20 protein-coding genes and 1 other annotated feature are annotated in these 22,173 nt (G+C 28.9%); of the genes, 18 read left to right on the top strand and 2 right to left on the bottom strand.

The window, feature by feature from the left end; genetic code table 11:
* Positions 1-19 precede the first annotated feature (19 nt).
* From ABHC41_RS05420 to ABHC41_RS05340, 17 genes are all read left to right on the top strand, one after another.
* Complete coding sequence (locus tag ABHC41_RS05420; protein WP_092922423.1) at positions 20-679, top strand: MgtC/SapB family protein; 660 nt, start codon at positions 20-22, stop codon at positions 677-679.
* Between the two features lie 48 nt (positions 680-727).
* A complete protein-coding gene (locus ABHC41_RS05415; RefSeq protein ID WP_195238062.1) occupies positions 728-1,573 on the top strand; it encodes a DegV family protein in 846 nt (281 codons plus the stop codon).
* A gap of 126 nt (positions 1,574-1,699) precedes the next feature.
* Entirely contained in the window at positions 1,700-3,490 is a 1,791-nt protein-coding gene (gene pepF, locus ABHC41_RS05410) for an oligoendopeptidase F (RefSeq protein ID WP_092922429.1), read from the top strand.
* Positions 3,491-3,799: 309 nt separating this feature from the next.
* Entirely contained in the window at positions 3,800-4,624 is an 825-nt protein-coding gene (locus ABHC41_RS05405) for a phosphate ABC transporter substrate-binding protein (RefSeq protein ID WP_195238060.1), read from the top strand.
* A gap of 362 nt (positions 4,625-4,986) precedes the next feature.
* Positions 4,987-5,910 carry a phosphate ABC transporter permease subunit PstC gene (gene pstC, locus ABHC41_RS05400; RefSeq protein ID WP_166504705.1) on the top strand — a complete coding sequence of 308 codons (924 nt, stop codon included), beginning with the start codon at positions 4,987-4,989 and terminating at the stop codon, positions 5,908-5,910.
* Position 5,911: 1 nt separating this feature from the next.
* Entirely contained in the window at positions 5,912-6,736 is an 825-nt protein-coding gene (gene pstA / locus ABHC41_RS05395) for a phosphate ABC transporter permease PstA (RefSeq protein WP_092922438.1), read from the top strand.
* A gap of 22 nt (positions 6,737-6,758) precedes the next feature.
* Positions 6,759-7,520 carry a phosphate ABC transporter ATP-binding protein PstB gene (pstB, locus tag ABHC41_RS05390; protein ID WP_166504706.1) on the top strand — a complete coding sequence of 254 codons (762 nt, stop codon included), beginning with the start codon at positions 6,759-6,761 and terminating at the stop codon, positions 7,518-7,520.
* Positions 7,521-7,545: 25 nt separating this feature from the next.
* Positions 7,546-8,199, top strand: a complete 654-nt coding sequence (phoU, locus tag ABHC41_RS05385; RefSeq protein ID WP_092922444.1) for a phosphate signaling complex protein PhoU — start codon at positions 7,546-7,548, stop codon at positions 8,197-8,199.
* A gap of 272 nt (positions 8,200-8,471) precedes the next feature.
* On the top strand, positions 8,472-9,824 hold the full coding sequence (gene gdhA / locus ABHC41_RS05380) for an NADP-specific glutamate dehydrogenase (protein WP_092922447.1): 1,353 nt from the start codon (positions 8,472-8,474) through the stop codon (positions 9,822-9,824).
* Positions 9,825-10,037: 213 nt separating this feature from the next.
* Positions 10,038-10,592, top strand: coding sequence for a hypothetical protein (locus tag ABHC41_RS05375; protein ID WP_195238058.1), 555 nt, complete (start codon positions 10,038-10,040; stop codon positions 10,590-10,592).
* 18 nt (positions 10,593-10,610) lie between these two features.
* A complete protein-coding gene (locus tag ABHC41_RS05370; protein WP_195238056.1) occupies positions 10,611-11,498 on the top strand; it encodes an aromatic acid exporter family protein in 888 nt (295 codons plus the stop codon).
* A 113-nt stretch (positions 11,499-11,611) separates the two neighbouring features.
* Entirely contained in the window at positions 11,612-12,994 is a 1,383-nt protein-coding gene (locus ABHC41_RS05365; RefSeq protein WP_166504711.1) for a [Fe-Fe] hydrogenase large subunit C-terminal domain-containing protein, read from the top strand.
* A 26-nt stretch (positions 12,995-13,020) separates the two neighbouring features.
* Positions 13,021-13,824 (top strand): polysaccharide deacetylase family protein, encoded by an 804-nt coding sequence (locus tag ABHC41_RS05360; protein ID WP_166504712.1) that lies wholly within the window; start codon positions 13,021-13,023, stop codon positions 13,822-13,824.
* Between the two features lie 86 nt (positions 13,825-13,910).
* Positions 13,911-14,217: a binding site (T-box leader), on the top strand.
* Between the two features lie 157 nt (positions 14,218-14,374).
* Positions 14,375-17,041 carry a valine--tRNA ligase gene (locus ABHC41_RS05355; protein ID WP_271893321.1) on the top strand — a complete coding sequence of 889 codons (2,667 nt, stop codon included), beginning with the start codon at positions 14,375-14,377 and terminating at the stop codon, positions 17,039-17,041.
* A gap of 138 nt (positions 17,042-17,179) precedes the next feature.
* Positions 17,180-17,803, top strand: a complete 624-nt coding sequence (locus ABHC41_RS05350; RefSeq protein ID WP_271893319.1) for a PH domain-containing protein — start codon at positions 17,180-17,182, stop codon at positions 17,801-17,803.
* A gap of 166 nt (positions 17,804-17,969) precedes the next feature.
* Positions 17,970-18,755, top strand: coding sequence for a GNAT family N-acetyltransferase (locus tag ABHC41_RS05345; protein WP_092922467.1), 786 nt, complete (start codon positions 17,970-17,972; stop codon positions 18,753-18,755).
* A 114-nt stretch (positions 18,756-18,869) separates the two neighbouring features.
* A complete protein-coding gene (locus tag ABHC41_RS05340) occupies positions 18,870-20,180 on the top strand; it encodes a folylpolyglutamate synthase/dihydrofolate synthase family protein (RefSeq protein ID WP_195238044.1) in 1,311 nt (436 codons plus the stop codon).
* Between the two features lie 187 nt (positions 20,181-20,367).
* Here the strand turns inward: ABHC41_RS05340 and ABHC41_RS05335 are convergent, their stop codons facing one another.
* On the bottom strand, positions 20,368-20,613 hold the full coding sequence (locus ABHC41_RS05335; RefSeq protein WP_166504715.1) for a TIGR03905 family TSCPD domain-containing protein: 246 nt from the start codon (positions 20,611-20,613) through the stop codon (positions 20,368-20,370).
* 148 nt (positions 20,614-20,761) lie between these two features.
* On the opposite strand from ABHC41_RS05335, the gene ABHC41_RS05330 reads away from it, so the two are divergent.
* Positions 20,762-21,625: a YncE family protein gene (locus ABHC41_RS05330; protein WP_166504716.1), complete on the top strand. Its 864-nt coding sequence runs from the start codon at positions 20,762-20,764 to the stop codon at positions 21,623-21,625.
* A 2-nt stretch (positions 21,626-21,627) separates the two neighbouring features.
* Here ABHC41_RS05330 and ABHC41_RS05325 read toward each other — a convergent pair whose 3' ends face one another.
* On the bottom strand, positions 21,628-22,164 hold the full coding sequence (locus ABHC41_RS05325) for a DUF4364 family protein (protein ID WP_092922479.1): 537 nt from the start codon (positions 22,162-22,164) through the stop codon (positions 21,628-21,630).
* Positions 22,165-22,173 lie beyond the last annotated feature (9 nt).

Raw genomic sequence — 22,173 nt, 5'->3', positions numbered from 1 at the left:
GAAATAGGGGGGGATTTGAGTGGCAGACCATAAAGAAGTGATTTTGAGGTTACTTATAGCGTTAGTTATAGGGGGGTTAACAGGGCTTGAAAGAGAAAAGTCACATCAATTTGCAGGATTTAGAACACACATCTTAGTATCTGTTGGCTCATGTATAACAGCAATAACATCTTTGTATTTATTTTTTGATTATAGAGAATATGCTAATGTTGATCCTGCAAGATTAACTGCACAGGTATTATCAGGAATTGGTTTTTTAGGTGCAGGTGCTATACTAAAAACCTCAAATGGAATAAGAGGATTAACGACTGCCGCAGGTATATGGGCAACTGCATGTATTGGTATAACAATAGGGTATGGATATTATGTCTTAAGTATAAGTGCTTGGCTATTTGTTATGATAACACTATACATATTGAAGAATATAGACAAAATACTTTTTAGAAAAAAATATACTATTTTTAATGTTGTTATAGATAACATGGGAAGTATATCTATGCTATATTCAATCTTTAAAAAATCTCAAATAGAAGTTAAAAGTATTGATATAGAAGCTGAGGGAGAATCCCTTTGGAAATTGAGCTTTTTTCTAGTTCATGATAGAAGAATAATAGTAGATGAGTTAGTAAAAGAATTGAATATGTTAAAAAATATAATAAGTGTAGATTATTTACACTAAAATAATATAGAATAAGTATAATTAAAAATTTAGGTTGAGGTGTATAAATTGACAAAAAAAATAAGAATAATAACAGATGGATCATGCGATTTTCCACAGGAAGTATTAGATAGAGCAAGACCAGATGTAGTAGGAATAAATGTAGCTTTTGGAGAAGAGAGTTATATAGGGGGAATTGATATAGATTCTGAAACTTTCTATAAAAAAATGAAAGAAAGTAAAGAATTACCTAAAACTTCAAGTCCATCTCCAGATAGATTTTTAGAGCTTTATAAAGGTGATGATGAAGAGCTTTTAGTATTTACATTAACTTCTAAGCTATCTAGCACTTATAATAATGCTGTTTTAGCTAAAGAAATGTACTTAGAAGAAAATCCATATAAAAGAATTGAAGTTATAGATAGTGCAAGTGGGTCTATTGGGGTTGCATCAATGATATTAAAATGCAGCGAACTTATAGATGCTGGTAAAAATATGGATGAAATACTAGAGCACATAGAAAGATACAAAGAAGAAATTGTATTCTTTGGAGCTTTAGAAACATTAGAAAATGCAATAAAAGGTGGTAGAATAAACAAAGTTGCTGGAAAGATAATAAATGCATTAAACTTTAAAGTTATAATAAAAATAGAAGATGGTCTTGTTAAACCTATAGACAAAGCAAGAGGCGGAAGTAATAGTATAAAAAAAGCCTTAGAGTATGTAGAAAACAATGTAGGACACCAAGATGAAAAAACAGTTATAATAGGTCATGCTAATTGTATAGATAAAGCAGAAAAAATAAAGAGCATAGTAGAAGGAAATCTAAACTTCAAAGAAGTATTAATAGCAGAGATAGGTCCTATAATGGGAACGTTCACATCTGAAGGTGCTATATTAGTATCTGTTTTATAGTATATATTAGGTAATATTTACTCAAAATATTAGTATAAAAATTTTTACATTAATAGTGTAATAAGAATATTAGATTTAAGAACCATAAACTCTAGATAAAAATTAATATATTAAAGGAGAAAAGCTATGGGATTAGATAGAAGTAAAATAGAAGATAAATTCAAATGGAATTTAGAGCAGATGTATAAGAATAAAGATGAAGTAGAAAAAGACATAAGTAAGGTTAAAGAACTTATACAAAAGGCTAAAGAATACAAAGGAAAGCTAGCAGAGAGTTTTGAGAATTTATATAACGCACTAAATATATCAGAACAAGCATCAAGACTTTTACAAAACTTATATGTATATACTCATATGAAGCAACATGAGGATACAAGAATAAATGAAAATCAAGGTTTAGCTACAAAAACAGATATGTTAGCTACTGAATTATCTACAGCTACATCTTATATGGTACCTGAAATAATAGCCATAGAAGAGGAGAAGTTAAAAGAATTTATGAAGGATGAAAAATTATCTTTCTATGAAAAACATATAAAAGAAATTTTAAGAGAAAAGCCACATACATTAAGTGAATCAGAAGAAGAAATATTAGCTGCAGCATCTGACATAACTAAAGTATCAGAAGATGTATATGATATGTTTTCTTTTGCAGACTTAGAATTTCCAGAAATAGAAGATGAAGAAGGTAATAAGGTTAAACTTACACACTCTAATTACTCTGTATTTTTAAAGAGTAAGAATCCTAGAGTTAGAAAAGATGCTTTTGAAGCTATGTACTTAGTATATGGTAAATATAAAAATACATTTGCATCAACGTTATATGGAGGCATAAAGTCAGAAATATTCTACTCTAAAATAAGAAAATACAAATCAGCACTAGAGGCATCATTATTCCAGGATGATATAAGTGTGGATGTATATAATAATCTTATAAAAGCTGTAGATGAAAGTTTACCAACACTAAATAAATATGTAGATCTAAAGAAAATGTTTTTAGGATTAGAAGAAATACATATGTATGATTTATATGTTCCTTTAACTGACAAATTTGATATGAAGATAACTTATGAAGAGGCTAAGGAAATAATATTAAATGCTTTAAAACCATTAGGAGATGAATACTTAAAGCTAATACAAAGAGCCTTTGATGAAAGATGGATAGATGTATATGAGAATGAAGGTAAGCAAGGTGGAGCGTATTCTTGGGGTAGTTACGATTCTCATCCATACATATTAATGAGTTATAAAGATGATTTAAATTCTTTATTTACGTTAATACATGAATTAGGTCACTCTATGCATAGTTACTACTCAAGAACTACTCAGCCATATATATATTCAAGCTACAAAATATTCGTAGCAGAAGTTGCATCTACTCTAAATGAGCTATTATTAATAAACTATTTATTAGAAAATTCTAAGTCTAAGGAAGAAACATTATATCTTCTAAATTATTACTTAGAGCAATTTAGAACAACTGTATATAGACAGACTATGTTTGCTGAATTTGAAAAAATAACTCATGAAAGTGTTGAAAGTGGAGAGCCATTAACGGCAAAAGAGTTTACTGATATATATTATAAATTAAATGAGAAATACTACAAAGAATCTTGTGTGGTTGATGAGCAAATAGGATTAGAGTGGGCTAGAATACCTCATTTTTATTCAAACTTCTATGTATATAAATATGCAACAGGATTCTCAGCGGCAAGTGCTTTAAGTAAACAAATACTTGAAGAAGGTAAGCCAGCAGTAGAAAGATATATAGAATTTTTAAAGAGTGGAGGGTCTGAATATCCATTAGATCAACTAAGAAAAGCTGGAGTAGACATGGAGAAAAAAGAATCTGTTGAAGAAGCTCTACAAATATTCAAAGGGCTAGTTGATAAATTAGAAAAAGAATATAAAGGATAAAACAGAACATTAAAAAGGCTTAAGTTATTAATAACTTTAAGCCTTTTTATAGTTTGAGCAATATATATTTAAGTGTTTCGTGGAAGCATCGCTTAAGGCGAATTTAAAGTCATGTTGTTGGTGAAATGAACTATATTGAATTTTACTTTTTCTTAACATAATTTACATCCCTTTAACTTGTTCATAATATTTACTTAACAAAATAACTGTAATATTAAAGTATAAAGAAAAGCAAAATAAACAAAGAATTGTAGCATAAATATGAATAAAAATTAAAGTAAATTATCAAATACCTATGGAGGGAATATTATGTTCAAGAAAAAAATAGCAGTTTTATTATCAAGTACAATATTAGTAGGAAGTTTAGCAGTAGGATGTGGGTCAAGCTCGGAATCAAATGGAGATAAGATTACAATGTCAGGTTCAACTTCAGTAGGGCCAGTAGTAGAGATACTAGCACAAGATTTTCAAAGTAAGAATGAAGGTGTATCTATAGAAGTTCAGCAATTGGGATCTTCAGCAGGTATAAAAAATGCAATAGATGGAACATCTCAAATAGGTATGGCATCTAGAGATTTAAAGGATGAAGAAAAGCAAGCAGGATTAAAGGAAACTGAAATAGCATTAGATGCTATAGCAGTAATTACTAATAAATCAAATGAAGTAAAAGATTTAAGTATTGAGCAAATAAAGGATATATACACAGGGAAGATAAATAACTGGAAAGAAGTTGGAGGAAAAGATGCTCCAATAGTAGTAGTATCAAGAGAAGATGGATCAGGAACTAGAGGGGCTTTTGAGGAAATAGTTGGATTTGAAGCAGATGAGTTAACTCAAGATGCACAAATAAGTGATGGATCAGGAAATATAAAATCTACAGTAGAAGGTAATGAAAATGCAATAGGATATATATCATCTTCATATGTTGATGATAAAGTAAAACAATTGACAGTAGAAGGACAAGAATTAACAGTAGAAAATGTTAAGGATAAGAAATATCCTCTAGCTAGACCATTTTTACTAGTTAGTAAAGAAGAAAATATTACTGAAAAAGGAAATGAATTTGTAGAGTTCATATTAAGTGAAGAAGGTCAGAAAATAGTAGAAGGTGAAGGGCTTATAAGCATAAAATAAATATCCTCATTATTTTAAGAAAAAAGGCACATATAGTTATGTGTCTTTTTTCTATTTTAATATGCTAAGTGATTGGAAATTATCTGATCTATGAAAATTTCTAATTTTAAATTGCCAAATTGAGTAACAGACGTATTCATAGTAAGTGTACTAATATATCATTGGTGAAATTAAGCAAATTTTTACATAAATTTAACGAAAATATAAAAAGTAAAATCTATGTTAAAAAAATGCCTTTTATTTTACTTCAAGTTAACGGAAATCTAATATGGATTTAACCTAGAAATAATACTATATGTGTGTAAGGAATAATAAAAAATAATGAATAAGAAATATATTGAGGATTTTTGAGGAGGATTTTTATGTTAGTTAAGTCTCGTATAGTAAGCATAGAACAAAGAGACAATAAAAATAGCAACAACAAGAATAAATATATAGCAGAGAAAATATCTAAGAACGTATTTATGATAAGTGCATTAATAGCAGTTGCAAGTTTACTTTTAATAATAGGATTTGTATTCTATAAAGGTTTAACACCATTTTTATTTAAAGATTATTCATTTATAGAATTTATAACTGGAAGTAAATGGATACCAAGTGCAGATAAATTTGGAATTTCATCAATGGTAGTTGCATCATTAATTGCAACGACAGGAGCTTTAATAATAGGAGTACCAGTAGGTATACTTACGGCAGTATTTATAGCTGAACTAGCTCCAAAAAAATTAGCTAAAATAATATCTCCAGCAGTTGAGCTATTAGCAGGTATACCATCAGTTTTATATGGAATATTTGGTTTAGCAGTTATAGTACCAGCAATACAAAACATATTTAATTTACCAAAAGGTCAAAGTTTATTGGCGGTGATAATAGTTTTAGCAATTATGATGTTACCTACTATTATATCGGTATCTGAAACAGCAATAAGAGCAGTACCAAAAGCATATAAAGAAGGTTCATTAGCATTAGGTGCATCGAATATAGAGACAATATTTAAAGTTGTATTACCAGCTGCAAAGTCAGGAATATTAGCAGCAGTTATACTTGGAATAGGTAGAGCATTAGGTGAAACTATGGCAGTAATACTTGTTGCAGGTAACTCTCCAGTAATGCCATCATCTCTAATGGATAGTGTAAGACCACTTACTACAAACATAGCGTTAGAGATGGGATATGCATTTGGGACACATCAAGAAATGTTGTTTGCAACAGGAGTTGTATTATTCACGTTTATATTAATCTTAAATATAGTGTTAAATAAAGTTTCGAATAAGGCGGTAGATTAGCATGAGAAAATTTAAAGAAAATATATTAAAAACATCAGTTTATTTATCTGCGGCATTTACAGTAACAACATTAATTGTGATAGTCGGATATATATTTATGCAAGGTATAAAAGGAATAAATCCATCATTCTTATTTAGTGATTATTCGCCAATGGGTGGTGGAGGAATACTACCGATGATAGTATCCACAGTTTATATGGTACTTTTATCAATAATAGTGGCAACGCCAATAGGTATATTATCAGCAATATATCTACAAGAGTATGCTAAAAAAGGAAGATTAGTAACAATAATAAGATTTGCGACTGAGAGTTTAGCAGGTATACCATCAATAATATATGGATTATTCGGGGGAATATTTTTTGTAGTTACCTTAGGAATGAAGTACTCAATACTTTCAGGGGCATTGACAGTAGCAATAATTATATTGCCAGTAATAATAAGAACAACAGAGGAATCTTTAAAGACAGTACCACAAAGTTATAGAGAAGCATCATTAGCTTTAGGTTCAACTAAGTTCCAAACCTTATATAAAGTAGTACTTCCCAGTGCAATACCAGGGATACTATCAGGAGTTATATTATCAGTGGGTCGTGTTATCGGAGAATCAGCGGCTATATTATTAACAGCAGGAACAGTTGCACAAATGCCAGGAACTATATTTGATAGTGCTAGAACATTAACAGTTCATGCATATTTACTTACAAAAGAAAAAGGAGATATACAAGGAGCAGCAGCTATAGGAATTGTGTTAATAATAATGGTACTAATATTAAATACATTAGCTAAAGTAGTGGCTAAGAAATTAAATAAAGCAAATTACTAAGAAATTTTACGAGGTGTAAAAGATGAGTTTAAATAATACAAAGATAAGTATAAAAAATTTAGATTTATATTATGGAAATAATCAAGCATTAAAGAAAATAAATATGAATATAGAAGAAAGGAAGGTTACTGCATTAATAGGTCCTTCTGGATGTGGTAAGTCAACATTTTTAAGAACTTTAAATAGAATGAATGATTTAATAGACAATGTCAGAATAGAAGGACAAATAGAGGTAGATGGAGAAGATATATATAAAAGTGAAGATGTAATAAAATTACGTACTAAGGTAGGAATGGTATTTCAAAAGCCAAACTTATTCCCAATGAGTATATATGATAATGTAGCCTATGGACCTCGTACACATGGAATAAAAGATAGAAAAGTTTTAGACAAGATCGTTGAAGAAAGCTTAAGAGGGGCAGCTATTTGGGATGAAGTAAAAGATAGATTAAAATCATCTGCACTAGGGCTATCTGGAGGTCAACAGCAACGTATATGTATAGCAAGAACAATAGCTATGAAACCAGAAGTAATACTTATGGATGAGCCCACATCAGCGCTAGATCCTATATCTACAGCAAAGGTAGAAGAGTTAATAGAGTCTTTAAAAGATGAATATACTATAGTAATAGTTACACATAATATGCAGCAAGCGGCACGTGTATCTGACCAAACAGCATTCTTCTTAACTGGAGAAGTAGTAGAGTTTAGTGACACAAAAACTATGTTTACAACTCCAACGGATAAGCGTACAGAAGATTATATAACAGGAAGATTTGGATAAAACTTATAAGAAAAGGAGTAAATATATGGTTGATACAAGTTTAGAGTTAAGTATAAACACACTTAAAAACTACACATTAGCAATGATAAAAAGGTGTAGGGAAGCAGTAGATAATTCTATTAACTCTATGATCAATAAAGACTTAGAGGGAGCAAAAAAAGTAATAAAAGAAGATGATGAGATAGATACTCTAAGAGAATATATAAGAGATAGAAGTATTGAACTTATAGCATTAAAACAACCAATGGCAAAAGATTTAAGATATATATATGCTCTAGGAAATATAGCACTTGATTTAGAACGAATAGGAGATTATGCAGTTAATATAGCACAAGAAACTTTAAAAATAGGTGATGAAGCCTATATAAAGGAATTAATTGATATACCAAAATCAGCTAAAATATGTACTGATATGCTTAATGATATTTATAAAGCTTTGGAAAATGAAGATGAAGACCTTTGCTATGATATAGCAAAAAGGGACGACAAGATAGATAATTTATACGAACAAATACACGTAGATTGCTTAGAAGTTATGAATAAGAATTCAACTACTATAAATCAGGGAGTAAGGCTTTTATTTGTAGGAAGGTACTTAGAAAGAATAGGTGATCACAGCACTAATGTATGTGAAAAAATAATATATGCTATAAAAGGTGAAATGGTTGAGATAGGATAAAGTAAAAGCTTTATCCTATTTATAATTTGAGATAATTTATGATTTAATTTACAAATAAGCTATAAATTAAAAATTTTAGAGATTAGTCAAATTAAGAATCAAGATAGATAAAGGAAGCAAAAAAATATATATAATTTTTATATGGGAATTTAAATAGTCCTAATTAAGGAAGATTCAGAAAATTTCAATAAATTAGAAGGTGTTGATATTATAGATATAGTGGAGTACTATTTAATTGAAAATGTTTTCAATTTCAAAGGGGGCTAATAAAAATGGGGAACAATGTTAAAGAAGTAATAGAAAAAGTTATCGATGATGTAAAAGCTAGAAATAATGGAGAACCAGAATTCCATCAAACAATAGAAGAAGTTTTACATTCATTAGAAGGTGTTTTAGAAAAACATCCAGAATACATAGATGCAAGTATATTAGAAAGAATAGTTGAACCAGAAAGACAAATAATGTTTAGAGTGCCTTGGGTTGATGACAATGGAAAAGTACATGTAAATAGAGGATTTAGAGTACAATTTAACAGTGCAATAGGACCATACAAAGGTGGACTTAGATTCCATCCATCTGTTAACTTAAGTATAATAAAATTCTTAGGATTTGAACAAATATTCAAAAATTCTTTAACTGGATTACCAATAGGAGGAGGAAAAGGTGGATCTGACTTCAACCCTAAAGGAAAATCTGATAATGAGATAATGAGATTCTGTCAAAGTTTTATGACTGAATTATATAGACACATAGGTAAAGATATAGACGTACCAGCTGGAGATATAGGAGTTGGAGCTAGAGAAATAGGATTCCTATTTGGACAATATAAGAGAATAAGAAATGCTTATGATGCTGGAGTATTAACTGGTAAAGGATTAACTTATGGAGGTTCTTTAGCTAGAAAAGAAGCTACTGGATTTGGAGTTGTATACTTTGTAAACGAAATGTTAAACTATCACAAAGATACATTTGAAGGCAAGAGAGTTGTTATATCAGGTTCAGGAAATGTTGCAATATATGCAGCTCAAAAGGCTATGGAACATGGAGCTAAAGTAATAGCTATGTGTGACTCTTCTGGATATATAGTAGATGAAAATGGTATAGATTTAAGTATAGTTAAGCAAATAAAAGAAGTAGAAAGAAAGAGAATAAAAGAATATGTAGCTAGAAAAGAAGGTGCTACATACGTTGAAGGTCAAAAAGGAATATGGACTGTTAAGTGTGATATAGCTATGCCTTGTGCTACTCAAAATGATATAAACTTAGAATCAGCTAAGATATTAGTTGAAAATGGAACTAAAGTAATTGGAGAAGGAGCTAACATGCCTTGTACAAATGAAGCTGTTGACTATTTCTTAGAAAAAGGATTATTAGTTGCTCCTGCTAAAGCTGCAAATGCTGGTGGAGTTGCTACTTCTGCTTTAGAAATGTCTCAAAATAGTATGAGATTATCTTGGACATTTGAAGAAGTTGAAGAAAAATTACAAGTAATAATGAAGAACATATTTGAAGCATCTAAAAATGCTGCTGAACAATATGGTCATGCTGGAAACTATGTTGTAGGTGCTAACATAGCTGGATTCTTAAAAGTTGCAGATGCTATGATGAGTCAAGGTGTAATATAAGTTAAACTTATATCGTTATAAATAATATAGATTTTTCAAATTCATTGAATAAAAAAGAGAGGTATCCTTTTGGATATCTCTTTTTTATTTGTAATAAAAATAAATCAATATTTCTCATGTTATAATATAAATCTAAAAAATAAACAAATAATAAGGATTAATTATAAACATGATTAATAAGAAATATATTATAAAGATAGGAGTTTAAAAAATATGGACATTTTAAAGAAAATTGCAGAGATATTAAATAAATTAGATTGTACTTGGGCTATAGGTAGTTCTATGATGCTAAAATTTAATGGATTAGTAAAAAATCCAAGGGATATAGATATATTAATAGAGGCAAAAGATTCACAAAAAATAAAAAAGGCTATGGATAATATAGGTCAAAGTCTAGATTTGCCATCTAAATATCCATTTAGAACTAAAGAGTTTTTTGGGTATAATATAGATGGAGTAGAAGTAGAATTTATGGGTGACTTTAGTATAGAGTTAGAAAATAAATCTATATACAAGTTTATACTAGATGAAAAGTCTATAAAGTATTTAACAAATTTAGATAAAGTAGTTATACCTATAACCACTCTAGAAGATTGGTTTGTAGCATATTTAGTTATGGGAGATCCTAAAGGAAGAGTACCTATTATAAAAAAATACTTAGTTAAAAATGGTATAAAACATGAAGAATTATTAAAAAGAAATTTAGAGCAGGACTTACCAAATGATATAAAAAATGAAATAATAGAATTATTAAATATAAATAAATAACAAATTGGAGGGAAAATTTTGAAATTAGAAAAAGTCGGCATGAGGACCTTTAAAACAGGATTAAGTGTAGCTGTTTGTGTTGTATTAGGTTCAATGATTGTCCAAAATCCATTTTACTCAACCATAGCATGTGTAGTATCAGTGCAAGATACAGTTAAAGGTTCGCTAAAAGCTGGATTTAACAGAGTAAAAGGTACGATACTTGGAGGTATAATAGGCTTTCTAATTGTGCTAATTAAGCCAGGAGATGCATTACTTTGTGGTCTTGGAGTAATTATTACAATATATCTATGCAATATGTTTAAACTCAATAAAGCAGTAGTTGTTGCATGTGTAACTTTTTTATCTATACATCTTGGAGTTATAAATTCTAGCCCCGCAGAGTATTCATTCTTTAGAGTGTTAGATACTTCAATAGGAGTAGTTGTAGGGGTATTTATTAATTATATATTAGCAAGACCAGACTATTTAGATACTACAAAAAATGATTTTCAATCTATAGAAAAATTAACAAAAGAATTTCTAGAACTTAAGATATTAAAAAAAGGAAGTTTTAATATAAAAGAACTAGAAAAAGAGATAAAGAAAGTAGAAGGCTCTTATTCTAAGTTGATAGATGAGCTAGATTATAGCAGAGATAATATAGATATAGAAAAAATAGAAGAAACAATAATTATATGTAGAGAGATATATTTCCATGTACAGTCAATAGAATTATTAGATAAAAAACTATACTTAAGCAAAGAAAATTATACAATTCTAAGAGATATCTATGAAATAGAAGAAATAGAATGGGATTTAGATGAAAGCAAAAGTCCTGTATTCAATTATCATCTAAGGAAGATAATAGAAGAAGCAGAAATACTTCATACTATTAATAGTAACAATCAATATAAATTATATTAAAACGATCTAGTGAATCTAGAGATTAATTTAATATATTCAAATTACAAATTTAATAAATAAAATTTAGTGCCTTCGTAAATATTACCTATATAGTATTTAAGGAGGCATTTTTCATGGAATCAATTAATTTAAATACGAAAATATTAGATACTTATAAAATGAAGCTTTTTAATGAGCTTATAAAAGCTATTTGGAGTGAGGAATTTGATGATATAGATAATATACCTAAAAAAGTGCTAGATAAAAGCGTATATAATGAATTTGGGGAAGAGGTCATATTAAATTTAATGAGAATAGTTATGGGGCTAGATCCAATAGATAAAATAGATGAAACAATAAAAGAAATGCTAAATAAAGCTATGTGCACAAAGGAAATAAGCACACCAATAATATCAGTAATCTCTCAAGTGTGCAATCATTGTGTTAACAAAGAAGATGGAAAGGAATGTTTAGTAAAAGAGAAGCATATTAATTGTAATAAGGACAATACATGTAATTCATGTGGAGGATGTATAAGAGAATGTAGCTTAGGGGCAATATCTGATAAGATTCAATTCATACCTATTTTAAAGTTACTAAAAGATAAAAAACATCCTGTGTACGCAACTGTAGCTCCATCATTTGTAGGACAACTTGGAAATGATGTAACTCCTGGTAAGCTAAGAAGTGCTCTTAAAAAAGTAGGTTTCAAAGACATGATAGAAGTAGCTTTAGCAGCAGATATACTTACTGTCAAAGAAAGTTATGATTATTGTAATCATATTAAAGAAAATAAAGAAGAATGTTTTATAACTAGTTGCTGTTGCCCGATTTGGATTAGTTTAATAAAGTCAAGTTACCCTGAAATTGTAGACAACATATCTAAGTCAGTATCTCCTATGATTGCCTGTGCAAGGATTATAAAGGTTTTAAACGAAGATGCTAAAGTAGTTTTTATTGGACCTTGCGTAGCCAAAAAGAAAGAAGCTATAGCAGAAGATATAAAAGGAGCAGTAGATTTTGTATTAACATTTAAAGAATTAGAGGAGATATTTAAGGCTTTGGATATAGAAGCGGATAAAGAAGTAGAAGAAAATAGAATAGAATCATCAGCTCTTGGAAGAATATATGCTCATGCAGGAGGGGTAAGTAAATCTATTGAAGAGTGTGTAAAAAAAATAAATCCGAAAGCTAATTTTAAAGCTATTACTTTTCAGGGAGCTAAAGACTGCAAAGCAGGGCTTGAAAAAGTTATAAATAAAGACATCGATGTAACTTTTGTTGAAGGTATGGGATGTATAGGTGGATGTGTAGGAGGGCCAAAGCGTATTTTAGAAACAGAAAAAGGTAAATCATTTGTACAAGAATATTCTAAAGAAACAAATATAAAAACTCCATTTGAAAATATAAATGTAATTCAATTTTTAGCAAAAATGGATATGAAAAAAATAGAAACACTAAGAAGTGAAGACAGGGAGAAATTGTTAGGATTATTTAACAGAGATATAAGATTATAAAGTAATAAACAAAGGGGATTAGGGGGATGAATATAAAAAAAAATTACAAAATTTTAGCTATAATTTTAGTAGCATTTATTGTATTAAGCATAGTTATTTTTAATATACCAAAGGAAGATGAGGATAGAAAATATACTTTATTAGAAAATTATATAGTAACGAGTACTTTAACTCAAACTATAAACGAAGCTACAACACAAAAAGAAAAAGGTCCTGTTTTATTACCACAGAAGATAGCATATATAACTATAGATGATGGTCCATCTAAATACACTAACTCGATATTAGACATATTAGAAAAAAATCAAGTTAAAGCAACTTTTTTTATGATAAATGATAATATGAAGAAACACCCAGATGAATTAAATAGAATGCAAAAAGAGGGGCATGGTATGGGATTTCATAGTGTAACTCATGATATACATAAGCTCTATGAAACACCACAAGCAACACTAAATGAATTTAAAACCTGCCAAGAAACTCTTTATAATATAACAGGAGATGTATCAAAATTAATAAGGCTGCCTTATGGAAGCAAGCCTTATATGCCTAAAGAATCTTATGATATATTAGTAGAAAATAATTATAAAATATGGGATTGGAATCTAGACACACTAGACTGGAAATCCACAACAGACAATATTTTAAGTAGTTTATTATATTATGGTAGAGATAAATCTAATTTAATAGTACTAATGCATGAAAAAGAACAAACTGTAGAAGCTTTAGATAACATTATAAGAGTATTAAAAGAAAGAGGTTATAAGATAGAACCAATAAGTGAAGATACACAAGATCGAAACTATTGGAAAGGAAATGTTCAAAGCTAATTAAAAAATCAAAGTAGTACATATATTATTATAAATAATTGACAATAATAATATTAATTGGATATAATTAAAGAATAAATAATAAGATAAAAACTATGATAAAGAGGAGTATGTAAATACTACTAAAAGAGATGAAGACTCATAGGCTGAAAGGTCTTCTTAGTATAGGTTTGCAGAAGGTAGCTTTGGAGTTTCTAAGCTGAACTAGCAGTAGGTTTAGACGGTGGGAATCGTTAAAATCCATAAAGAGCCCAAATTATTAAGTATCTGTATTATAGATTAGTGAAGTTATGATTAAGAGATGTAGCTAAGTAAATACGGAATATAACTCTTGAGAGATGAATGAGTTCAATTTGGGAATTAAGGTGGTAACGCGAGCTTTTCGTCCTTATAAGGATGAATGGCTCTTTTTTAATTTATACTATAAAATATATAAGTTTAAGACTTTTAATCAAAATAAAGTTATTAAGTTACTTGTATTATTAATAATTTTAGTAAGACAAATTTTTAATAAAAATAAAATTTTAAATAAAATGAGGAGGAAATGAAATTGGAAAACACTAATTTACCAAAAACGTATAATCCAAAAGATTTTGAATCAAGATTATATTCAAAGTGGATTGAAGATGGATTATTTAAATCTAAGCCAAATCCAAACAAGAAGCCTTTCACTATAATGCTTCCACCACCAAATATAACAGGACAATTACACATGGGGCATGCTCTTGACCATACTTTACAAGATATACTTATAAGATGGAAGAGAATGGACGGTTATGAAGCTTTATGGCAACCAGGAACTGACCATGCTTCTATAGCAACTGAAGTTAAAGTTGTTGAAAGAATAAGAGAACAAGAAGGAAAGTCTAAGTACGATTTAGGAAGAGAAGAATTCTTAAAGAGAGCTATGGATTGGAGAAATGAATTTGGTAGAAAAATAGTAGACCAAATGAAACAATTAGGAGACTCTTGTGATTGGGATAGAGAAAGATTCACAATGGATGAAGGATGTAACGAAGCTGTTATTGAGTTCTTCATTAAGTTATATGAAAAAGGTCAAATATACAGAGGAAACAGAATAATAAACTGGTGTCCAGATTGTAAAACAACTTTATCAGATGCAGAAGTTGAACATGAAGAACATGATGGAAAGTTCTATCATATAAAATACCCAATAGTTGGTAGTGACGAATTCTTAGAAATAGCTACTACTAGACCAGAAACAATGCTTGGAGATAGTGGTATAGCTGTAAATCCAGAAGATGAGAGATACACTCACTTAGTTGGAAAGAAAGCAATACTTCCACTAGTAAACAGAGAAATAATAATAGTTGCTGATGATTATGTTGATTTAGAGTTCGGTACTGGTGCAGTTAAGATGACTCCAGCTCATGACCCTAATGATTTTGAAGTTGGTCAAAGACACAACCTTGAAAAGATAAATGTAATGAACGAAGATGGAACAATGAATAAATTAGCTGGTAAGTATGAAGGCATGGACAGATATGAGTGTAGAAAGCAACTTATAGCTGATTTAGATGAAGCTGGATACTTAATAGCTATAAAAGATCATAACCACAATGTAGGTTCTTGCTATAGATGTCATACAGTAGTTGAGCCAAGATTATCAGACCAATGGTTTGTTAAGATGGATGAATTAGCAAAACCTGCTATAGATATATTAAAGAAACAAGAATTAAAGTTTGTACCAGATAAGTTTGACAAAACTTACTTACAATGGTTAGAAAATATAAGAGATTGGTGTATATCAAGACAATTATGGTGGGGTCACCAAATCCCAGCTTACTACTGTCAAGAGTGTGGAGAAGTAGTTGTTGCTAAAGAAATGCCTACTACTTGTCCTAAGTGTGGACATCATGAATTTAAGCAAGATGAAGACGTATTAGATACATGGTTCTCTTCAGCACTTTGGCCTTTCTCAACATTAGGTTGGCCACACAATACAGAAGAATTAAACTACTACTATCCAACAAGTGTACTTGTAACTGGATACGATATAATATTCTTCTGGGTTGTAAGAATGGCATTTGCAGGAATGTTCTGTATGGGAGAAACTCCATTTGAACATGTATTAATCCACGGACTTGTTAGAGACTCTGAAGGTAGAAAGATGAGTAAGTCTTTAGGAAACGGAATAGACCCATTAGAAGTAATAGACCAATACGGAGCTGATGCTTTAAGATTCATGTTAGCTACTGGAAACTCTCCAGGAAATGATATGAGATTCTATATGGAAAGAGTAGAAGCATCTAGAAATTTCGCAAATAAATTATGGAATGCATCAAGATTTGTATTCATGAACATAGATGAAGAGATAATGAATGGTGTAACTAGAGAATCAGTTGAAAGCTCTATGACTTTAGCTGATAAGTGGATAATATCAAGAGCTAACAATGTGGTTAAAGAAGTTAACGACAACATGGACAAGTTTGACCTTGGTATAGCTGCTCAAAAAATATACGACTTTGCGTGGTCTGAGTACTGTGACTGGTATATAGAAATAGTTAAGCCAAGATTATACTCTGACGATAAAGCTGCTAAACAAACAGCATTATATACATTAACATATGTATTAGAGAAGATATTAAAACTTCTTCATCCATATATGCCATTTATAACAGAAGAAATATACACTCATCTTCCAACAGTAGAAGGAAGTATAGTAGTGGCTCAGTGGCCTCATTACACTGAAGAAGACAACATGGCTAAAGAAGAAGAAATGATGAACTTAACAATGGATGGAATAAGAAACATAAGAAATGTAAGAGCTGAAATGAATGTTCCACCATCAAAGAAAGCTAAAGTTATAATAGTTCCAACAGCTGAAAAGAAAGAAGCTATGGAAGCTGGTAGAGATTACTTTGTAACATTAGCATCTGCATCAGTTGTTGAAATAGTAGACAATGAAGCTGGTATACCAGAAGATGCAGTAAGTGTTGTTATAGATGGAGTTAAAATATTTATACCACTTGATGAATTAGTAGACTTCACTAAAGAATTAGATAGATTAAATAAAGAAAAAGCTAAATTAGAAGGCGAAATAAAGAGAGTTAACGGAAAGCTTTCTAACCAAGGATTCTTAGCTAAAGCTCCAGAAAGCTTAGTTAATGAAGAAAAGGCTAAAAAAGAAAAATTCGAAGAAATGATGAAATCAGTTCTTGAAAGAATAGAAAATATAGAAGCTAAAATAAAATAGTTTATATAAAAAGAGCTACCTCTAAATAGAGATAGCTCTTTTATTATGTTATGAAAAATCTTTGAGATAAGTGGATAATTATAGTTTATAATATAAGTAAGAGAATTGAAATACTTATTTATATTAGGAGGTAGAAAAATGGCAAAAAATATATTAGGAAGAATGGCAGCCGATACATTAGGACTATCAGATATAGGAAAGATTATATCTCCTCAAGATTTTGATAAAGTTGATGGAGACGACTACATAATGCATGAAGATGGAGAAAAAATATACTTTGTTATAAAGTCAAAATCAGATGAATACGTATTTATTAATAGAGGCCTTTTACATGTAGATGGAGCAAATGCAGTTAGTAGGAAAAGGGTTGTAAAAAGACATGAATTTTACTATGAAAGAGTAGATGAAGTTACATTAGAAACTGCAGGTACAGTAGATTTAGATATAGAAATAAAGTTTAATTTCGGTAATGAAAGGTTTAGCATAGATGTAGATAAAAAACAACTAGAACAGTTAAAAGATTTATATAAAGCTCTAGTTGAAATAAGTATGATACAAGGCAGAAATTATACATCTGTAGAAGATGGTATAAATGGACTTAAGATGGCTAATGATGCAATATCAAGAAATCATCTAGAAGGAAATCCGGTAAATATAGTAGAAGACTTAGCTAAGTTTAACTTCAACTGGATGGAAAACTTAAGAAATACATATAACAATAAAGATTTTGGAGAAGTATTTGAAAAATATATAAATAACTAATAACTCATAGAATTTTATAAAAGTTATTGATGATTTATAGAGCATAGGTATACTACCTATGCTTTTATATTTATTAGATAAAGTACAATGTAAAATATTTTAAAGGATATTATTTCCGAAAAAAGGAATATATATAATCTATATATTTAAGATTGGAGAGAATGCTATGATATTGAAACTAGAAGATAAACATAGAAATATAGTCTTAGATTATGTAGTAAAGGAGCCTAGTAAAAATTTATTTATAATAGGAGATATTGAACAGCATGGGTTTAATAAAGATTTCCAAGAAGTATGGGGAAAGTTTGATGAAGATAACAATTTAAGAGGTATTTTATTAAGATACACAAATAATTTTATACCATATATTGAAAAACTAGATGAAGATGTATATGAATTTAAGGATATTATAAGAAAATATAAAGGCAAAAAAATAATATCAGGAAAAGATACTATAATAGAAAAATTTAAAGATGTATTGGAAGATTACGAAGAAAAAATTACATATTTTTGTGAATTAAAAGATGATAAAAAACTTTTAAAATGGGATGATACTATAAAACTAGGCATCGAAGAGGATGCACAAAGGATATATGATTTATTAAGTACAATAGAGGAATTTTCTGTAGAATATAGTGTTGATACAATAAGAAGTAGAATAAAAGATAATAGCACAGTATCTTATTATATAGAAAATGACAACAAAGAAATAATAACTATATCACAAATAACGGCAGAGAATAGTAAATCTGCTATGGTTGTAGGGGTAGCAACTAAAAAAGAATATAGAGAACAAGGATATATGGGTAAATGTTTATCTAAACTATGTAGTGATTTACTTAAACGCAATAAGACATTATGTCTATTTTATGATAATCCAAAAGCGGGAAGAGTATATCGTAGGATAGGATTTAAAGAGATTGGAATATGGACTATGTTAGTAGAAAAATAATTTATTATTATGATGTAATTAAATATCATATTATAAACTAAATTAGTAAAAAATATACTATAATAAAAAGTAGATAAATAATAACAAAAGAGAAATGACTAAGGGGGATAATAAATGAACTACCAAGAATCATTACATTACATAGAAGAAACTCACAAGTTTGGTGTAAGGTTAGGACTAGATAATATATCTAAACTATTAGAACTATTAGGAAATCCACAAGATAAGATAAATATAATACATGTGGCAGGAACTAATGGAAAGGGTTCAACTTGTTCTTTTATAACAAGTATATTAAAGGAAGCTGGATACAAAGTTGGATTATATACATCACCATTTTTAGAGACTTTCACAGAGAGAATAAGAGTAAATGGAGAAAATATACCAGAAGATGATGTAGCTAGAATAGTTACCTTAATAAAAGAAAAAATAGAATATATGGTGGCAAATGGATATTCATATCCTACAGAATTTGAAATAGTAACTGCCATGGCATTTTATTATTATTGTGAACAAAATGTAGATTTTGTAGCGCTAGAAGTTGGATTGGGTGGAAGATATGATGCTACTAATGTTATAAGCAAATCAGAAGTAAGTGTAATAACATCTATAAGCTTAGATCATGTAGGTATATTAGGAGATACAGTTGCTAAAATAGCCTATGAAAAAGGTGGAATAATAAAAGAAAATGGAGTAGCTATAGTATACGATCAAAGTGATGAAGTAAAAGATGTTATAAAAAATATATGTAAAGAGAAAAATGCTAAATATATAGAAGTTACATTTGATAGTATGAAAATTAAAAAATCAGATATAAATTCTCAAGTATATAGCTGTAAGGTTATGAATAAAACATATGAAGACTTAGAAATAAAGTTAATAGGAGAACATCAAGTTAATAATTCCATGTTAGCTTTAAGTGTGGTAGAGTACTTAAAAGAAGCTAAAAATTTAGATATAAATGAAGAAGATATTAGAATAGGTCTATTAAATACAAAGTGGCCAGGTAGAATAGAAAAGTTAATGGAAGATCCTATATTTATAATTGATGGAGCACACAATGAAGATGGAGCAAGTTCTTTGGCTAAATCTATAAGTGAAAATTTTGGAGACAAAAAAGGAACTCTTTTAATAGGAATGTTAGAGGATAAAGATATAGATAGTGTGTTAAAAATAATTATGCCTTATTTTGATAAGGTAATAACAACAACTCCAGATAATCCAAGAGCTATAAGCTGTGAAGCTTTAAAAGAAAAAATATCTAAATATGTGGACGATGTAATTTCAATAGAAAACATAGAAGAAGCTGTCAATTATACACTAAGAAACTCTAAAAAAGAAGATATAATAATAAGTGCAGGATCTTTATATATGATAGGAGCAGTTAGAACAATAGTAAATAATACATTAGAGTTAGCAGAGTAGTATAAAACAAAGTGCTTTAAAATAGTAACAATGGCTATTTTAAGGCACTTTTTAAATTTAAAAACAATTATAAAATAGTTTATCAATATATTATTTAAATGAACTAAAAATTTATAAAATATATTTTATATAAATAAAAAAGAGTATCAAATAAGGTAAAATACCTAAAGATACTCATAAATAAATATTATAGAGATTGGCGTATAGCCTTAGATAATTGGTCTGGGCAAGAAGTAGTTTTTCCACCACAAGGTATATTAGCTAACTTATCAGCTACTTCAAATGCATTTTGCCCAATTACTAATTGCTTAAGTCCTATTAAATTACCTGGACATCCACCTACAAACTCAACATTAGTTATAACATTGTTATCATCTACTTCAAAATTCATTTCTCTACAACAAACGCCACTTGGCTTAAATGTTACTTTCATAATAAAACCCCTAACTTAATATATTATTTTCAATCCTATCATATCAAATATATATTTAATATTGCAATACTAAAAGATAGTAATAATATATAGATACAAAAGAATATACTATTATAGTATATGTATGAATAATAAAGGGGGCTAAAGTTTGAAGCTATACATTTCAAATTATCTATCGAATAGCATAAGTATATTAGATTATAAAGATTTTAAAACTGAAGAAATACTATTAGATGATGGGACTTATCCGCATCATTTTTGCATAAATAAAAAGCAGAAATTAATGTATTTACCCAGTTCAATTAATGGAATAATGTATATACTAGACCTGGAACTAAAGAAAATAATAGATAGTATGTCTATAGGTGGTAACTTAAGTCAGATAGGTATATCTAAAGGAGAGCTTTATATATCTAATGAAGATTCTAATAGTATTTACATAATAAATGAACATACGCTAGAGCCAGTAGGTATAATTAGTGTAGGAGAAACACCGCATGGATTTGATTTTAATGAAAAAGAAAATAAATTATATGTACCTTGTAAAAATTCTATATACTGTATAGATACCTTAAGCAAATGTATAGATAGGGAGATTAAGATAGACTTCAAAGCATGGCATATAAAGGTAGATACTAAAAAAAATGAAGTATATGTATCTACATTAGATGGAAGTGTAATAGTACTAGATGGATTTAATATGAAGATAAAGCATACAATAAATCAGTTTTTGATACCAGTAGAAATATGCTTTAACTATAGTAAAAGTGAGGTATATATAGCTGATTTAGGACATAAAAAAGTAGTAATATTAGATTATAATAACTTAGAAATTAAAGGTGAAATTAAGATAAATGGGAATCCACAAGGTTTAGCTATTTCTAGAAATGAAGAATTATTATTTGTATCTGATACTCAAAATAACTCTATAAAAGTATATAATGCAATAAATCACATGTTTATAAATGAAATTAAAACAGGAAAAGAGCCTACAACAATAATATGTTTATAGGCTTAGTGGTTATCACGTATAAGTAAATCTATAACTTCTGCATACATATATGATGCATTTTTCTTCCAATTGTTACAAATAAGCTTGGCCTGTTTCTCTGATGAAACATTTAAGTTTAAATCTATTAAGTTAGATTGATTTTCAATAACTCTCAAGTTAACAATAAATTCATGATCACTTTGTTTTACAAAGCTTGATTTTACTTGTGTATCAGATAACAGATTCTCTTTATTATTTATTATATACTCGTCTATTTTTTTAGCTGTATCTTCAGGTATTCTAGATAAGAAGTACTCTAATATTTCTAACCCTTTTTGAGTAAGAGAGTAATATTCTTTACCAGAATCCTCATAAGTAACTAAAAATTTAGATTCCATAAGTTGACTTAAAAACTGTTGAAGAGAAAAATAATTCATAGTCTCAGTTTCTAAGATAACTTGAGTAATTTGAGAATTAGTTAAATCCATATTAATTTTATTTAAAATATATAAAATTAAAAGCTTGTGAGAAGCTAATTCTTCAGATGAGTTTTCAAACATTGTACCATC

This window comes from Romboutsia sp. 1001216sp1 (assembly GCF_039841805.1).
In the GTDB taxonomy this organism is placed as follows: domain Bacteria; phylum Bacillota; class Clostridia; order Peptostreptococcales; family Peptostreptococcaceae; genus Romboutsia_C; species Romboutsia_C hominis.
The sequence above is the reverse complement of the archived record's forward strand: the minus strand, read 5'-3'. Positions and strand labels throughout refer to the sequence as shown.

What these genes read in the sequence shown, in the direction of transcription:
- ABHC41_RS05405 (WP_195238060.1), top strand. Translation starts at nt 3,800, where the DNA reads ATGTTCAAGAAAAAAATAGCAGTTTTATTATCAAGTACAATATTAGTA.
- ABHC41_RS05360 (WP_166504712.1), top strand. Translation starts at nt 13,021, where the DNA reads ATGAATATAAAAAAAAATTACAAAATTTTAGCTATAATTTTAGTAGCA.
- ABHC41_RS05340 (WP_195238044.1), top strand. Translation starts at nt 18,870, where the DNA reads ATGAACTACCAAGAATCATTACATTACATAGAAGAAACTCACAAGTTT.
- pepF (WP_092922429.1), top strand. Translation starts at nt 1,700, where the DNA reads ATGGGATTAGATAGAAGTAAAATAGAAGATAAATTCAAATGGAATTTA.
- ABHC41_RS05365 (WP_166504711.1), top strand. Translation starts at nt 11,612, where the DNA reads ATGGAATCAATTAATTTAAATACGAAAATATTAGATACTTATAAAATG.
- phoU (WP_092922444.1), top strand. Translation starts at nt 7,546, where the DNA reads ATGGTTGATACAAGTTTAGAGTTAAGTATAAACACACTTAAAAACTAC.
- pstB (WP_166504706.1), top strand. Translation starts at nt 6,759, where the DNA reads ATGAGTTTAAATAATACAAAGATAAGTATAAAAAATTTAGATTTATAT.
- pstA (WP_092922438.1), top strand. Translation starts at nt 5,912, where the DNA reads ATGAGAAAATTTAAAGAAAATATATTAAAAACATCAGTTTATTTATCT.
- ABHC41_RS05350 (WP_271893319.1), top strand. Translation starts at nt 17,180, where the DNA reads ATGGCAAAAAATATATTAGGAAGAATGGCAGCCGATACATTAGGACTA.
- gdhA (WP_092922447.1), top strand. Translation starts at nt 8,472, where the DNA reads ATGGGGAACAATGTTAAAGAAGTAATAGAAAAAGTTATCGATGATGTA.
- ABHC41_RS05335 (WP_166504715.1), bottom strand. Translation starts at nt 20,613, where the DNA reads ATGAAAGTAACATTTAAGCCAAGTGGCGTTTGTTGTAGAGAAATGAAT.
- pstC (WP_166504705.1), top strand. Translation starts at nt 4,987, where the DNA reads ATGTTAGTTAAGTCTCGTATAGTAAGCATAGAACAAAGAGACAATAAA.
- ABHC41_RS05375 (WP_195238058.1), top strand. Translation starts at nt 10,038, where the DNA reads ATGGACATTTTAAAGAAAATTGCAGAGATATTAAATAAATTAGATTGT.
- ABHC41_RS05325 (WP_092922479.1), bottom strand. Translation starts at nt 22,164, where the DNA reads ATGTTTGAAAACTCATCTGAAGAATTAGCTTCTCACAAGCTTTTAATT.
- ABHC41_RS05345 (WP_092922467.1), top strand. Translation starts at nt 17,970, where the DNA reads ATGATATTGAAACTAGAAGATAAACATAGAAATATAGTCTTAGATTAT.